Below are 14,264 nucleotides of genomic sequence, written 5' to 3' on the forward strand. Positions count from 1 at the left end.
ATGTTTCGACCCCTTGTTGGGTCGAAACGAGGCGACGCGGACGAATCGGGGCCGCCGGAGGCATCAGTGGTCGCGTATTTTTTTGCTGCTTGATTGGGCTGGGATGCTCAAAACAAGCTTTCGCAAAAATAGCGACTCCCCGAGAAGCTAGCAGCAATCAAGTCATCGCATTCGATGTGGACAGCCGAGGCAGAATTATCGAACTGGGCCGTTTCGATACCCAAGGCCAGGGGACAGGGGCCCCGTTGGGCAATCAAAGTGCCATTGCTTTGGATGCCAGTGACCGCTGGATGTTTGTGACTAATGCCGGCAGCAGTAGTTTGACAAGCTTTCGACTGCAACCTACTGGTCTTCAACTGGTCAATGTCGTTAATTCCGGTGGTTATCAGCCGATCAGCGTGACAGTCTTCGGGACGCTAGTCTATGTTTTGAATGAAGGCAGTCATAATCCCTCGGACCCGGAAGAGATTCGTTATGACAATATCAGTGGTTTCCGTTTTACAGGTGGCGGAGTCTTAGTGCCTATCCCCAACTCCACTCGTATTATCGATAACACACAGCCTACCGCACCGGCACAAATCGGTTTTAACAAATCGGGAACGGTTTTATTGATAACCGAAAAAGCGACCAATACGTTGACGACCTATCTGGTGCAACAAGACGATACGCCGGCTTTGCAACCTTTGAAAAGACCTTCTGCAGTTCCGACTCCATTCGGGTTTACATTCGGTGATCGCGATTTTGTCTTTATCACCGAAGCAAATGGTGGTGGTCTCGGCGAAACCGTTTCCTACCGGATCGATCGCGTAACGGGCGCAGTTTCCAATGCAGTAGACCGGATCGAACAAGGCAATGCCGCTTGCTGGACGGTACTTTCTAGCGACCAAACCGTGGGTTATACGACCAACACCGCAGACGGCTCCGTCTCTTTATATCGGGTCAATTTTAACGGTACGATGGATTATTTTTTCAATTCATCCGTCGATACGCCGATTCCTACCGGCGCGGGTGTGCGGGATGCGGTCTTACTGCAAAACAACCATTTTTTGTTTACCCTCAATAACGGTGACGGAAGAGTGCGTAGCTTTTGGGTCAATCGTTCAGGATCGATTGCGCCTCGCGGAATGGCAACCATTCCCGGCAGTGCAACTGGACTGATCGCCCGATAATGGGATAAACCGCCGCTATTTTTAAAATAACGGCGGTTTTTTCAAGCCTGTTAGGGTAGCAGAGGGGAGGTATTACTTTGATTGCATGTGGATGATTGGGTATACGGCAAAAGTCACACACAAAAATCTTAATAAGCCTATTTGACAGGTTTATGTTAGATAAAAAATTGATGATCTTCTGCGCCATCCAAATCAGTCTTCTCGCTTAATTCAATTCAATGATTCTTTGGTTAAAGCGCTTGCTCTCGGCTTTGAATCGTTAACATAGAATTTCTATCAGCAAGAAATTAAAACCTAAACCTGGAATTTAATATGTATCAACGGTTTTTCGGTCTAAAAAAAGCTCCTTTCTTAATGGTTCCGGAGCCGGAGTGCTTGTATTTGAGTGATCATCACAAAAAGGCTTTGAATTTACTTAGGTACGGCGTTTTTCAACAGGCGGGATTTGCATTATTGACCGGCGATATCGGTTGCGGAAAAACCACGTTACTGCAAAAGTTGTCCAACGATATCAAGAACAATGTTGATATCGGGTTGATTACCAATACGCATCGGTCATTCGGAGACATGTTGACTTGGGTTTTAATGGCCTTTAAGGTGGACCACTGTGCAAATGATGAAGCCGAACGATACCGAGTTTTTAAACGCTTTATGGAAAAGCGGCAGGTTGTCAATCGACGAGTCTTATTGGTTATCGACGAGGCGCAAAATATGGATATATCGGCATTGGAATCGCTTCGGTTGCTGTCTAATATCAATGACGGCCGTGGCGTCATGCTCCAGATTATTTTGGCAGGCCAGACCGAGCTGTTGGATAAAATCAACGATCCGAAATTGATTCAATTCGCGCAGCGAATCGCCATAGAATCGCATATTAAGCCATTGAATTATCGGGAAACAGAGGCATATATTAACCACAGACTTCGTTTGGCGGGTGGAAGTGGAAGACCGGCAATTTTCAGCCGGAAAGCCGTTTTTGCCGTGTTTGAAAACAGCGGGGGTGTACCTAGAGTTATCAACAATATCTGCGATTTGGCGATGGTATTTGCCTTCGCCAACGAATCCGGAGTCAAATACGAAACCGTCATGGACGTCGTCAATGAAAGACGAACCGCCGGCGGACGGAAATCGACCACCCATCGAACATCACAGCCGCAACTCGATATCACGGATATGCTGGGTTTGCGGTCCACTAATCCCAAATCCTTAGCTACAAAATCTGTTCCGCTTTTATTGCGCTGACAAATCAGCTTTTAGATTGCGGATTTTTTTGAAAATACCTTGCCTAACTCCTTAAAAAAACGAATATGTTTCTTCGACTGTATCTTCTTGTTCCTGATATTTTATTGGGTGTGCTTGATGTAATAAGACGCATGAATTCGTTAATGCAGCTCTCTGCAGCATCCTTTTCAATCAAGCTTCTGCTTCCTCAATACCATGAGGAGAGAAGTTATCATGAAATTATGCTTTTTTTAGTTGAAAACATTGATCCGAAAGCGGCCTATTTACGATTAAATTTCTAATAATGAGACAAAATGATTTAAATTCATTTATAATCACCGGTCTTAAATTGCCAGTCGATTAACGAGTTCAAACGATGTTTCGTTGATCGATCGATACATTTAAATCAACTAAGCGCCCGTAGCTCAGCTGGATAGAGCGCGGCCCTCCGGAGGCCGAGGCCAGAGGTTCGAATCCTCTCGGGCGCACCATTTTGACCTCTACCCTAAAACGGCCATTTCGCCTCTGTGCCCTGTATGTGCCATGCCCCATAAAATAGATTGAGAGCATTTATCAATTTCGACCCCTGCCCTCGTTTTGGGGTTTAATTATTTCAAAATAAAATAACTCAGTTTCGCATTGTATTTTTTGGAATGAATAGAGAACAATATCTTGGATATATCTGCGGCAATATCCGTTAATATCCTTGGTAGTATTTTCGAATTTAATTCAGTTTATATTTTGTCCAAAAATGACCAGAAAGAAGTCGATGTTTAATAATAATTAGATATTATTTGTCCGGCAGAAACCGACCCACTTGTGCCGTTGATCTTTCATAGGCTTAATGACAGCTTTATGGGTGGAGCGGTCAAAAAAAACATTGAAAAATTTATTTGCGCAGAAGTGTCAACTTTTTTGTAAACTATTTCCTGTATACTTTGTAGAATGCATGTTTACATTACCGTGATGATAAGGAGATAAGTTATGAATTCCACTGCGCTTGGGACGTGGCGTAATCCGCCTCTCGTCTATGTGGTCGCGGAACTAATCATCTCCCCCTACTACTCTATGATCAGTAAGGTTCCTGGACTTCAGGATAGCCTCAGAAGCTCATTTCCTCGTACGGTTGAAGCTAAAGAGTTAATTATCGATGGGGCCAAACCCACTCCACAACCCTTATGGCAGCTGTTGTCGGCGGATCAAAAACTTGGTGTTCAATTGAGCACACGCGCAATCTCTTTGCACGCAACAAGCTATGTTCAATCGAACGATTTCTTGGGTCTCTGGGCTGAAGTGTTAGATGCTATTCAAAATGCCAGTCTTGGAGCATTCGTCGAGCGAGCAGGTTTGAGATATATTGACTTGATTGTTCCATCCGATGACCGTTCGCCTGCTGACTATTTAGCGGATGGGCTCAAAGGTATTGAACCGGAAGGAGCCCAATCTACAGGCTCCATGTGGGCTGCAGCATTTCAGTTCGACGGAAGCTTAGTAAATCTTCGCGCCGCTGCGCCAGCACCACAGGGTCTCTTGTTGCCGCCGGATTTCAATGCACTACCACTAAGCAAGCCGGTAGTGATGCAAGAAGCTGAAAAACACATTCAGAACGGACTGGCGATAGGGTTCGTCGATACTGACTGCCACAAAGAAATTGGGCAGGTATTTGATGCAGGAGAACTTTTGGGGATCTATACGGAAATGCAAAAATTGACGTCGAGAACTTTCAAAGCCTCGCTTTCAGATATCGCGAAAAGAGAATGGATATGAACAACATAATAGTAACGCGCCAATACACAGCTCGCCAAGCGACACTGATGCAGCAGCGCCCTGGCGATATCATTTCTGCCGCTCAAAAACCGGTAGAAACTTTAGCGGGATCCCAACTTGGAAGGTTGCAAGTAGTCTACCCTGACGACCAAACTCAAGCTTTAGCTTCGAGCGTTTTAGGTCTTGACAGCTTTGGAAAAGGACTTGGCAAGGCTCTAACTGCTGGCACTGTGGCATATGTTCTCTGCGTTTCTTCACCAACGAATTCGCCTGAGTTGTTCACTGCTCCGGACGATATTCCTAGGGAGAACGCTTGGATTCGCTGGTCAGAACAAGCCAAAGAGGCTCTGCAAAAAGGTGCGTTGAAGGAACAGCACCCTTCGACAGCCGTCGCTCGCCTGCGAGTTAATCGCCTCGCCACGCTCCAAGCGGCCTTCGGATTGACGACTCAGGATTTGGCATCTGTCCTTGGTATTTCTCGCCAACAGCTTTATAAGTGGCTTGATGCCGCCAATCCAATACAAATTCAAGAGGCGAGCCGCGTGCGTCTATCGATATTAGAACGTATTGCTAAGGAATGGATGTCACGATCTAAAGTACCACTCAGTTCAGTAAGTCGTGAAGCTGTGACAGACGGGAAAACCGTCCTTGCTATGATGTCTGCGGATATTATCGACGAAACCTTGATTGTAGATAGCTTTGATGAACTGGTAACCAAGCTTCAGACAAAACCCAAAACACGTAGCCAGCGGCTTCGTGAAGCCGGGTTTACCCGACGAACATCATCTCTTCCTTTGGACGACTAAAGGAGCTTTTCCTTGGCATTCGGTGATGATGTTGCTCAGCATGGGTGGCGTACGGGGTCTGTGATAGCAGCCGAAATGCTTCCTCTGCTCCAACCCTACTTAACACGGCACGATCAGCGGCCGGTATTAGTTGCAGCAGATGATTGGCTTATTGTCGTTTCGCAGACTTGCGATATCGTTGTTTCAAAACTGGATGCAGAACCGTTGGTCGAAGTACTGCTTTGCAAGCCAATTGCAGGCAAACCACGCAAAGGCCGACGCAATCTGGAATCAACCCGTCATCTCGACTTTCGCCCGAATCGGGAAACCTATGCTGATTTAGTCCTAACCGCGCATGCGGTAGCAGATCGTTACCTTATTCCTCGGAACTTGCTCTCGACTAATGCACCTGATCAAGAACGCTGTTTAGACAATATTTCATCTTCAAGGATATTGGCATGGTATGCACTCCGCGCAGGACGCCCATCTTGGCCAAACAACTTTTGTGATCGTATTCGAAATGCAACGGACGCTCTAAAAGACGCGCTGGATCTCGATCTATTTGCTAACGATAGCTCCGAGGTAAGAGTTGCTATCGCAGAAAAGAATCAAGAGCTCAAAGATGGTGAAGCGTATCATTTAGCCGTTTACTTTGTTGTCGATGAGGATACCTGGAATGGTGATCTTGAAGACCGAAAAGCTATAAACGAAGCATTTGCAAAGTTTGTCTCTGAACTGGATGCTTGCAAAGGGATAGAAGTAAATCAAGATTTGAGTGGAGTCGTACCTGGAAATGAGTTTAGCTGGCAAGAAACCCAGCAGAGTGATCAATGGAACTTCGCGAATCTGAGTCATCGTGATTAACCCAAATTGACAACAAGTCACCAAGCAGTAATTGCTTTACTGTGTTAAGGATCCGATAACAACTAGAATTAATGTCGACCTCAAGGGCCTAACGCAACGAAGAGCTCTGTTTTTGCGATTGTCAGCAACCAATGCGTTGCTGTCATTTGAACGTCTGAGCGGTAATCAGGCCGAACATCGGGTCATGGCCGAATTGTCACGTCGGGTATCTAGAAAATTATCTAATTGCCGGTGGTAAAGGTGAAGCTGAAATTATAAAAGGAAAAGATCCAACATATCCGTTAAATAAGTAGTGCTTGAACGAGAAATGCTGTAGACCATATAGAACAGGTGTTACAGCCAAAATAATGAATCGAAGATTTACAAAATGCGAGAAGAATTGATGAGGCTTTGAAAGCGGTAACCCTGTAAGCGCCGTCACACATCACTTCTTCGTAAAAATGCTAATGGCGGATAACAAATCTTCTCGCTCAATAAATCGCTGCATCCCTTGTATATCGTGGCTTGTGGACTTTCCGTTGAAGCACTAAGTAGGTTGAGTTCTATAGTGTCCAATAGCTCTGGAATAGCGCATATACTAATCGCCAAACTTATATCGATTATATCGAGGCGCAATCAATTTATTATCTACACTAACTTCTTATTACTAATTTTCGGCAAAAGGAAAGTCATAGCACCTTTTACTGTTTTTGTTCCAAATTACTTTTTATTTTCTCTCAAAGGATTTCCTAAGGTTATCGGCGGTAATTTGGTGACGGCAATGTTTCCGTCGACTTGAATAGGCTTTTCGATTACAAGTGTAATAGGTTTATCGGTTATCAAATTCACATTGAGTGGACAACCTGTTAAAGTCAAGACCAACAAAATAAGTGTCGAATTTGCTGTAAAAGATGGTTGAAGAAACATCTTCATATGAATTATCCTTTTTACTAGAAAAGTTAAGATACCGTATCTAACAAATATCCTATTTTAGGAACCGAATCTTTGAAAAAAACTACAGCTGCTAAAGCCTTGACCGAAGTGGGTGAGCAAACATCACTGTTCACACGCATTTCAACCTTAGCAGGCGGTTCGGGGTCTGCCGATATGCCGCGCGATGCCAGTTTTTAATTCGTTTTTTAAACGATTCAAGTTTGCTATCTAAAGAAAAAAAACCATAAAATCACACAGACCCCTGCTGGAACACCGAGCATCCATAATAGCAACGGTGGCAGTATCCTTCCTTCTACCTGATGACTAAAAGTCATAGCCTTATCTTTTAATTGAATTAATTTTTTCATGGCTTTCTCCAAAAATTGATGTTTTGAAATATTGATGACAATTTTTTATTTGGTTATGCGCGATGGCCATAAACGGCACCACGAATTGTGATACCAATCATTTGCCTTATAATGATATGCACCAAAATGCTGCCGGTCTGTACGGTATCGAACCTAATCCAACAAGAGTTTCTCTCTGCTCAAGTCGAAGAATTTCTGATAATGCGACTCCGTAAACAGCAATGAAGTGAAAACCGGTTTCAGTTTCCGCAAAGCCATCATCATGCGCATGATCGAGACATCCCCCAAATTTCCAAGGGCAGATTACTGAGAGATAATGTACTTTTATTGATACTCACTGACTGTCTGCAGATGACTTATTACTGCCACTGGGAATGATAAAATGAGCTATAGTCAAATCTGGTGTATAACCCATTTGAATTAGGCGGCCATCTGCTGCGTTTCTTCCATTTTCTCTGCCTCTGTGATAATAGCAATGCCGTCATGGAAACGGATGCCCTCAATCACTTCCGGTATTCGTTTAAAACCTTGTATCTTGCGCCAACTCTTCTCGGCCGTCAGCGCTAATTGAAATACCAATCCCATCAAGGTACTGCGCGAGACGCAGTTTTTAGTGCGCGTAGTCCGATGGCGAATCGTCGCGAAGCTGGATTCAATCGGATTAGTCGTCCGAATGTGGAGCCAATGCTCAGCGGGAAAGTCGTAAAATGCCAAGAGTGATTCGCGATCTTTTGCCAGCACGCCCGCTGCCTTGGGATACTTGGCTTCAAAGTTACGCTGGAAGCTGTCGAAGGCGGTTTCCGCCTGAGCTTTAGTTTCGGCCATCCAGATTTCTTTTAATCCGGCCTTGGCTTTGCCTTGGATAGAATCGGGCAGCGCCGCCAACACATTCGCCGTCTTATGCACCCAACAACGTTGCTGCCGTGTCGTCGGCCAAGCCTCGTTGATGGCCGCCCAGAAACCCAATGCGCCGTCGCCGGTGGCCAGTTTCGGTGCTTCCTGTAAGCCGCGGGCTTGCATATCCTGTAAGACACTCAGCCAGGACGCTTTCGATTCCCGGTAACAATCCGATAAGGCCAGCAAGCGCTTTTCACCTTGTTCGTTGACGCCGATGATGACCAATAAGCACAGTCGATCATCCTCGCCGCGCAGGGTCGAATAAATACCATCCGCCCACACGTAAACATAGCGTTCCTTCGTTAAATCTCGGTTATTCCAAGATTGGTATTCCTCAGCCCATTGGGCTTTTAAGCGACTCACCGCCGTCGGCGACAAGCCTTTGGCCTCGTCACCCACCAGTACCGACAGGGTCTCTTGCATGTCGCCGGTGGAAATACCACGTAAGTACAGCCAGGGCAAGGCCGCTGCCACGCGTTGAGCTTTGCGCACATAGGGTGGTACGAGGGTTGAGTTGAATTTAACCCCGCCACCGGAGCGATCCCGCACTTTAGGAATTTTGACCGTCACATTATCCACACCGGTGACGATAGCCCGCTCCGGCAAATAACCATTGCGCACGACAGTTAAACGGCCCTGCAGATCAGTGACCTGAGTATAGTCACCCAAAAACGCTTGCAACTCGGCTTCAACCGCCTGTTGGATCAAGGCCTTGGCTCCGGTTCGCAACAAATCAGTCAAAGGATCGTTAATTGCCTCTGTATTTCCCCATTCTTTTGCTTTATCTTTGTTCATGGCGTTTCTCATTAATGCTGTTATTTGATCTCGATAATCTTATTTCAGCAGAGAACGCCACCTCTCTTCAAGTCGGGCTGTACACCAGATTTAGTTATAGCTCCGAAAGTCGCTATCCCAATCGGCCATTTTGCGTTTTTTAGCAAGGCTTAGTTTTGAAAGCTCTTTTTGGAACAGATTCAAAACGATCGATGTCGGATATTTGTCATAATACTTAGAGCGTTTACCTTGCGAATCCGGCTGGCATCTTCTCGAAGTACGACATCCATTCGCCAATGCAGAATATTCTCAATCCCCCAGTGTCTTCGCGCTGCATAGGCAAAGGTTTTAGCAACAGGCGGAATAGAGTTGATGAAAAAGCGCTTTTCCTTAAACTATTTTCCGGCTTCTTCGTATTCGCTTTCAACCATGCCGATAGTCCGTAAACCGGCTCAGGATACTGTTTTCGGCAGTGTGCGCAAATCGCCGGTGATCCAGTAGCGGCGAGTTTCCAAGCGCCCGTGGCCGACCTCCACTTCCTCCGCATAATCATATTTTATTTGTTTAAAATCAGCCGCATGAGCTGTTGTGAAATAATCCTCGACGGCTTCATGCAGGCTAGCTTGATTACCTTTCAGGCCCAACACATAATCGCCGCAAACCACTCGGTTTGAAGCGCTCCATGCACTCATATATGGACTCCTCCCCAATTGCAAGCCAAGATTGCTTAAAAAATGATGTTTCCAACAGAGATCGAGATTGCCGCCATATATTCGGCCTCTTTGTGAAGGCACTTATTGGCCTTCGGGCCCTGATGAATCTATCCGCGTGCTTTTGTCTCAACCACCCTAACGATTTCCAAGAATCTCTGGGTAAAACGGACTTCAAAAGCACCGGTCTGACCTGTTGATCGTCATCACATTAAGTTCTCTTGCCTCCGCAATCTGTTGAACTCTTTTACATCACCGGTTTGAGGGTTATCCACGCTTGGCCCAGCGCCGGAACCCTTCCATCGCGTGGAGGCGGTGGGGCAAGGGTGGATAACCCGGTCTTTCAGTTACTAGGCCTTTTGCGGCACATAGTCCCCGTCGCGTGTTGCCAAGGCCCAGATTATCCGGGCATTCTTGTTGGCTAGCGCCACGGCTGCTTTATTGAAACCGCGCCGTTCGATTAGGCGTTTGAGCCACAGGCTCAAGGGATCGCTTTTATCGCCGCAGTATTTCAGCACCGACCGTGCGCCGTGAATCAACGAGGTTCGCAATGACCGATTGCCGCGCTTACTGATGCCCAGCAAGACCTGTTTGTCCCCACTACTGTGTTGCCGGGGCACCACGCCCAAGCTGGCCGCGTAATCACGGCTCGAATGATAGTCCTTGCCGTCCCCGACATCGGCTGCCGCCAACACGGCGGTCAAAGGGCCGATACCCGGTATATCGACCAAGCGACGGCTTAAGGCATGTTGCTGACAGACCGCGCTAATTTCCCGTTCCAGTGCTTTGATTGCTTCGTCCAAGTCTTTCAGGGCCTGATACTGCGTGGCCACAAGCCGGCGGCTCAGTGCACTGAGCTGATTATCACCATCCTCCAGTATCTCCGGTAGTTGTTTTCTAAGCTGATTTACGCCACGCGGCAACACCATGCCCCGTTCGGCCAAATGTCCACGTATTTGGTTGGCCAAGGCCGTTCGTTCGTCGACCCTGCCTCGGCGAATACCGTGTAACATCGTTAAATCTTGTTGCTCAATCGTTTTTACTGCCACGGTGCGTTTGTTCGGCTGACAGGCTGCGGTGAAAATCGCTTCGGCGTCATTGAAATCGTTTTTATTGCCGACTACGAAGGCCTTAACGAAGCGGGCGTTCAATAACACCACTTCGTGGCCCAAGGCTGCAAACTCCCGAGCCCAATGATGCGCTCCACCACACGCTTCCATCGCGATCAAGCTCACGGGCAGTTGTGCGATAAACTCCAACAACTCAGAACGCTTCAACTTCTTTTTCACGGCTTTGCCATCTTTCATCGAGAACAAATGAAATACTTGCTTTGCAATATCCAAACCCATTACGTTACGATTCATGACAGGCTCCTCTTTCTTCCGGTTAAATTAGTCGGTGTATTTTGACACCGTTTAGGGGAGAGGAGGAGTCCATATCATCACCCTATGTAAGGGGTTTTTGCTATTTTTTCGATCTCACGATCCCCTCGCTGTTTTGCCATCCACACTGATCAGTTCACCCTCTGTTTGCGTGTTTACGCAATGCCTATCAACTTTTAATGGACTTCTTCGCAGAGGTTGACCGGTTATTGGAGGAGATTAGAAAGCTATGAGTACAGTTATAATTGGCATCCTGCCGCAGGAAAAAATGCGGGAACGGGTGCTGGCTATTGCCAAAGGTGAATACAAGCCCGAACCGACAGAGCCAAAAATATGGTTCACTTCAATGCGCTCTCTAGCAGAAGTGTTGAGCGACGACAACCGGGCGCTACTGAAAATTATTCAGGAAACCCATCCGGAATCAATTTCATCTCTGGCTAGTATTACCGGTAGAAAACCGAGCAATTTGTCCCGTACCCTGAAAACCATGTCGAATTATGGTTTAGTGGAAATGCGACGCGAGAAAAATCAAGTCCGGCCAATTGCTGTCGCTACTGAGTTTCAGATTTTTGCTTGAATTGATACCGACTATCGGCATGAGATCTGGCGAGATGAAATTCTCAGTGTAATTTCCAATCAAGAGATACTTACCGACGATTTCTTCTTCCTATAGATATCGGATCCAATTGACAAATCAGTCATTCGAAATGACAGTCGACCGACGGGGTTGGTTCGTAATTTGCCCGATTCAAAATCGGTAGCACGCGATGACACCCGACCAACTTGAGCAACATCGCAAACTTTAAGTTTAACCATATCACATCCCCGAAGCTTGCTGTCAATGGCTAGATTGAATTGCGCTTGTTCACGTCTGTTTTTGGCCATCTGCAAACGGATGCGAATGGCCCAGATTCCCTACAATTTTAATTGTGATTTCTGATCAATCAACTTGCCTTTGTTCCATGGTGAGTGTCGATTGTTTTGATTTTCTTGTGCAAGCAAGCTTGTTTCGGTCCGTTGATCTGAAATATTGCGCCAACCAATCCGCGCCTAGAACACCTGACTGAGCGATAAGTGAACATTCAAATAGCATCCTCCTAAAGCGTTTATCAAAGCAGTTTGGATGATATGCGAAATGGACAAAACCTTTCGCCACACAAACTTATTGTTTAACATTAATTCTTGTGGTAGATATGCAGCCAATTGCTTAATAGTGTTGGATGGGTAGGAAAGGTTTGCTATTTCTGGGCGGACCAACCTACCCTTTATAACTAGTCTGCAGATCGTGAGGATCAACTGCATGAATGATCAGTCAATGGTAACATTAGAGTGGGTATGCAGCGAGGGTGCCGCAAAAGACTTCGCGGCGCGGATCGGAAACGACGGCGGCAAGACTATGAGCATGACGCCTTTCGAGCCCGAACCGGAGGAAGCGGACCTTTATAGCGACGCTCAATTCGATCCGCTGATCATCCTTGGGGTCGTTCTCACGTCAGGGATGGTTCTGCGCTACGTACGAGAATTGATCCTGGATCTCAAAGGCAGAGAAATCGCGGTGATTGATCTTTCGGGTGATGCTCTCCAAGTCCGCGTGGTCCCCATCGGAAAGGCTTCACAAGTCATTGTGAAGGCGCCCGACGGATCCCTCACGCGGTTTGCACCGTCCGATATCGACAAAATTGAACAGAACCTCGCTGCAATGCTGCCTCAAGCGAAGCCGATCGGACCGTCTCCGTGACGGGGAACCGCTATGTGCCCTTGTCGATGGTCGTGGACGTCGGCGATCCCTGGGTTCCGCCCCATCCCTTTGCACTGGCAGGCCCCAAAGATTGGCGTCCGCCTCTCTCACGGGTAATCTTTCACGAGACTATTCATTACTGGCAATATATCAGTCACGCCTACCTGGTTCACTTGGTCGAAGAAGACTGGATGCGCCTGAAGCACTTTGTTGCGACCGGTCAGAGCCTGCCACCAGGGAACTTGCGCAGAGGATTCACACAGCGAACAGAAGCAGCCGGATTCAGTACGCAAGATCTGATGGAAGCCCATGCACGGTTCTGGGACGTACAGGTCCTCGGTCCGCCGCTACTGATCGAACTGGAACTGGATGCTCCCAATCGCGACGTTAGTCAGGTCTTGACCCAGGCGCAGTACGAACAGTTGAAGGCAGACGGCAAAATCTGGCACCATTTCGACGAGCACGGGCACGGCGTGGGTTACTGAGCTTGAGCTTCGATCTTGCAATGCGGCTTGCCGCGGGACGTTACGCGTTGCCCTACCTCAGGCTGCGCGAGGAAACGAATGACTTAATTGCGGCCGCACTATTCCCGCTTTGCGCACACTTCGCGCTGCACAGCGACTCTCCACCTGACTTCTATCTCGCCCTCTTGAAACGTCTTACGCCGCAGGTAGATCTGACGCGAGGACGACCGATCGAATACGCATGGCGGTCGCTGTACATTGATGCGTTGAGAGAGGCTGAATTGCTTCACCTGGAACGACATGGCCGCGAATTCTTTACGGGGCAGGCAACCATCCATGAAAGCCCGCTATTCCAAGAACATGTGGGTTACAAAATGGCGCATACGATGCTTGCTCTGGCCTGCGACCATCTTGAGCTGAATCGCCTGCCGGATTTTCTGATAGGACCCCAGGAGATGCCCACCGGCATGCGAGCCCTGTGGACCCTGGATTACCTCCTCGGATGCTGCGGCATGACGGCGAGCCGAACGCCCGATCTGTTGGCGTTCATAGCCCCTCCGGTCATTCGTTTCGCTGATGGGCGAACATGGAATTTGGGCTTACACTTCGATCAGTTGCCCTACAATTCAGCGGCACCATCAACAGCAAAACATCCTCCACCACGTTCACAGGTCACGAATACCCTCCTAGAAGTGGATGAAAAGTGGAGCGACATGCAGTTGAAGGTGCTGGGAATCTGAGTTTTCACCCGCTATGCCATCATTATTGAAATAGAAGGTGAAAGCTATCGGAAAAAACAGAGCCTAAAAAAATGACCATTATTTTTAACTAAAACCGGCCAGGGTAATTGACGTCTGGCGGCCAAGCTAGTTGACGCCAGACACATCTTTTTGGTTCCGGCTATTGTCATGGGGCTTTTGGGTAATCATCAAGGTCCCATTGGGGATAGCTGATAGGGCAAAGACTAAAAGGAACAGTTTGAACCTAAATGAAAACTTACCAAGGACAATGAATGGCATCGGTATTTTCCCATATTGCGGTTCCGGCCGTCCTGTATGCCTGTTTCAAAAGCGAAACGCTCAATTTAAAGCTGTTTTTGTTGGCTGCGGTATGCGCTGTTTTCCCCGATATTGATATCATTGGCTTCAAATTCGGCATCCCTTATGGTTCGCAATGGGGACATCGGGGTTTTACGCATTCGTTGGTGTTTGCC

General features: G+C 47.3%; 16 protein-coding genes and 1 tRNA gene. 12 read left to right on the forward strand and 5 right to left on the reverse strand.

Annotated features, from left to right (window positions below; genetic code table 11):
- Positions 1-89: 89 nt before the first annotated feature.
- The 7 genes from Q7V32_RS01800 (at position 90) to Q7V32_RS01830 (ending at position 6,916) form a co-directional block, all read left to right on the forward strand.
- Positions 90-1,169: a beta-propeller fold lactonase family protein gene (locus tag Q7V32_RS01800; protein WP_304895295.1), complete on the forward strand. Its 1,080-nt coding sequence runs from the start codon at positions 90-92 to the stop codon at positions 1,167-1,169.
- A 381-nt stretch (positions 1,170-1,550) separates the two neighbouring features.
- Positions 1,551-2,411 carry an ExeA family protein gene (locus tag Q7V32_RS01805; protein WP_304895280.1) on the forward strand — a complete coding sequence of 287 codons (861 nt, stop codon included), beginning with the start codon at positions 1,551-1,553 and terminating at the stop codon, positions 2,409-2,411.
- A gap of 393 nt (positions 2,412-2,804) precedes the next feature.
- A tRNA-Arg gene (locus tag Q7V32_RS01810) sits at positions 2,805-2,881 on the forward strand.
- A 493-nt stretch (positions 2,882-3,374) separates the two neighbouring features.
- Positions 3,375-4,157, forward strand: coding sequence for a TIGR04255 family protein (locus Q7V32_RS01815; protein ID WP_304895281.1), 783 nt, complete (start codon positions 3,375-3,377; stop codon positions 4,155-4,157).
- Positions 4,154-4,963 carry a helix-turn-helix transcriptional regulator gene (locus Q7V32_RS01820; RefSeq protein WP_304895282.1) on the forward strand — a complete coding sequence of 270 codons (810 nt, stop codon included), beginning with the start codon at positions 4,154-4,156 and terminating at the stop codon, positions 4,961-4,963. The genes Q7V32_RS01815 and Q7V32_RS01820 overlap by 4 nt, the downstream gene beginning before the upstream one ends.
- A 12-nt stretch (positions 4,964-4,975) precedes the next feature.
- Complete coding sequence (locus Q7V32_RS01825) at positions 4,976-5,806, forward strand: hypothetical protein (protein ID WP_304895283.1); 831 nt, start codon at positions 4,976-4,978, stop codon at positions 5,804-5,806.
- Between the two features lie 984 nt (positions 5,807-6,790).
- A complete protein-coding gene (locus Q7V32_RS01830; protein WP_304895284.1) occupies positions 6,791-6,916 on the forward strand; it encodes a catalase in 126 nt (41 codons plus the stop codon).
- Positions 6,917-6,942: 26 nt separating this feature from the next.
- On the opposite strand, the gene Q7V32_RS01835 is transcribed toward Q7V32_RS01830, so the two are convergent.
- The 5 genes from Q7V32_RS01835 to Q7V32_RS01850 all read right to left on the reverse strand — a co-directional run bounded on the left by Q7V32_RS01835 (position 6,943) and on the right by Q7V32_RS01850 (position 10,831).
- Positions 6,943-7,086 carry a hypothetical protein gene (locus Q7V32_RS01835; RefSeq protein ID WP_304895285.1) on the reverse strand — a complete coding sequence of 48 codons (144 nt, stop codon included), beginning with the start codon at positions 7,084-7,086 and terminating at the stop codon, positions 6,943-6,945.
- A gap of 420 nt (positions 7,087-7,506) precedes the next feature.
- Complete coding sequence (locus tag Q7V32_RS01840) at positions 7,507-8,778, reverse strand: IS256 family transposase (protein ID WP_304895286.1); 1,272 nt, start codon at positions 8,776-8,778, stop codon at positions 7,507-7,509.
- Between the two features lie 179 nt (positions 8,779-8,957).
- Positions 8,958-9,131: a transposase gene (locus tag Q7V32_RS20770; protein ID WP_370691400.1), complete on the reverse strand. Its 174-nt coding sequence runs from the start codon at positions 9,129-9,131 to the stop codon at positions 8,958-8,960.
- A gap of 78 nt (positions 9,132-9,209) precedes the next feature.
- Positions 9,210-9,449 carry a hypothetical protein gene (locus Q7V32_RS01845; RefSeq protein WP_304895287.1) on the reverse strand — a complete coding sequence of 80 codons (240 nt, stop codon included), beginning with the start codon at positions 9,447-9,449 and terminating at the stop codon, positions 9,210-9,212.
- 368 nt (positions 9,450-9,817) lie between these two features.
- Positions 9,818-10,831 carry an IS110 family transposase gene (locus tag Q7V32_RS01850; RefSeq protein ID WP_304895288.1) on the reverse strand — a complete coding sequence of 338 codons (1,014 nt, stop codon included), beginning with the start codon at positions 10,829-10,831 and terminating at the stop codon, positions 9,818-9,820.
- 247 nt (positions 10,832-11,078) lie between these two features.
- On the opposite strand from Q7V32_RS01850, the gene Q7V32_RS01855 reads away from it, so the two are divergent.
- The 5 genes from Q7V32_RS01855 to Q7V32_RS01875 form a co-directional block, all read left to right on the forward strand.
- Positions 11,079-11,426: a transcriptional regulator gene (locus Q7V32_RS01855; protein ID WP_304895289.1), complete on the forward strand. Its 348-nt coding sequence runs from the start codon at positions 11,079-11,081 to the stop codon at positions 11,424-11,426.
- 723 nt (positions 11,427-12,149) lie between these two features.
- Positions 12,150-12,587 (forward strand): hypothetical protein, encoded by a 438-nt coding sequence (locus Q7V32_RS01860; RefSeq protein WP_304895290.1) that lies wholly within the window; start codon positions 12,150-12,152, stop codon positions 12,585-12,587.
- Complete coding sequence (locus tag Q7V32_RS01865; RefSeq protein WP_304895291.1) at positions 12,584-13,072, forward strand: hypothetical protein; 489 nt, start codon at positions 12,584-12,586, stop codon at positions 13,070-13,072. The genes Q7V32_RS01860 and Q7V32_RS01865 overlap by 4 nt, the downstream gene beginning before the upstream one ends.
- Before the next feature lie 2 nt (positions 13,073-13,074).
- On the forward strand, positions 13,075-13,791 hold the full coding sequence (locus Q7V32_RS01870) for a hypothetical protein (RefSeq protein WP_304895292.1): 717 nt from the start codon (positions 13,075-13,077) through the stop codon (positions 13,789-13,791).
- Positions 13,792-14,063: 272 nt separating this feature from the next.
- A partial coding sequence (locus tag Q7V32_RS01875) for a metal-dependent hydrolase (RefSeq protein WP_304895293.1) occupies positions 14,064-14,264 on the forward strand: 201 nt, incomplete at its 3' end.

Origin of the sequence: Methylicorpusculum sp. (assembly GCF_030651835.1) — a bacterium.
In the GTDB taxonomy this organism is placed as follows: domain Bacteria; phylum Pseudomonadota; class Gammaproteobacteria; order Methylococcales; family Methylomonadaceae; genus Methylicorpusculum.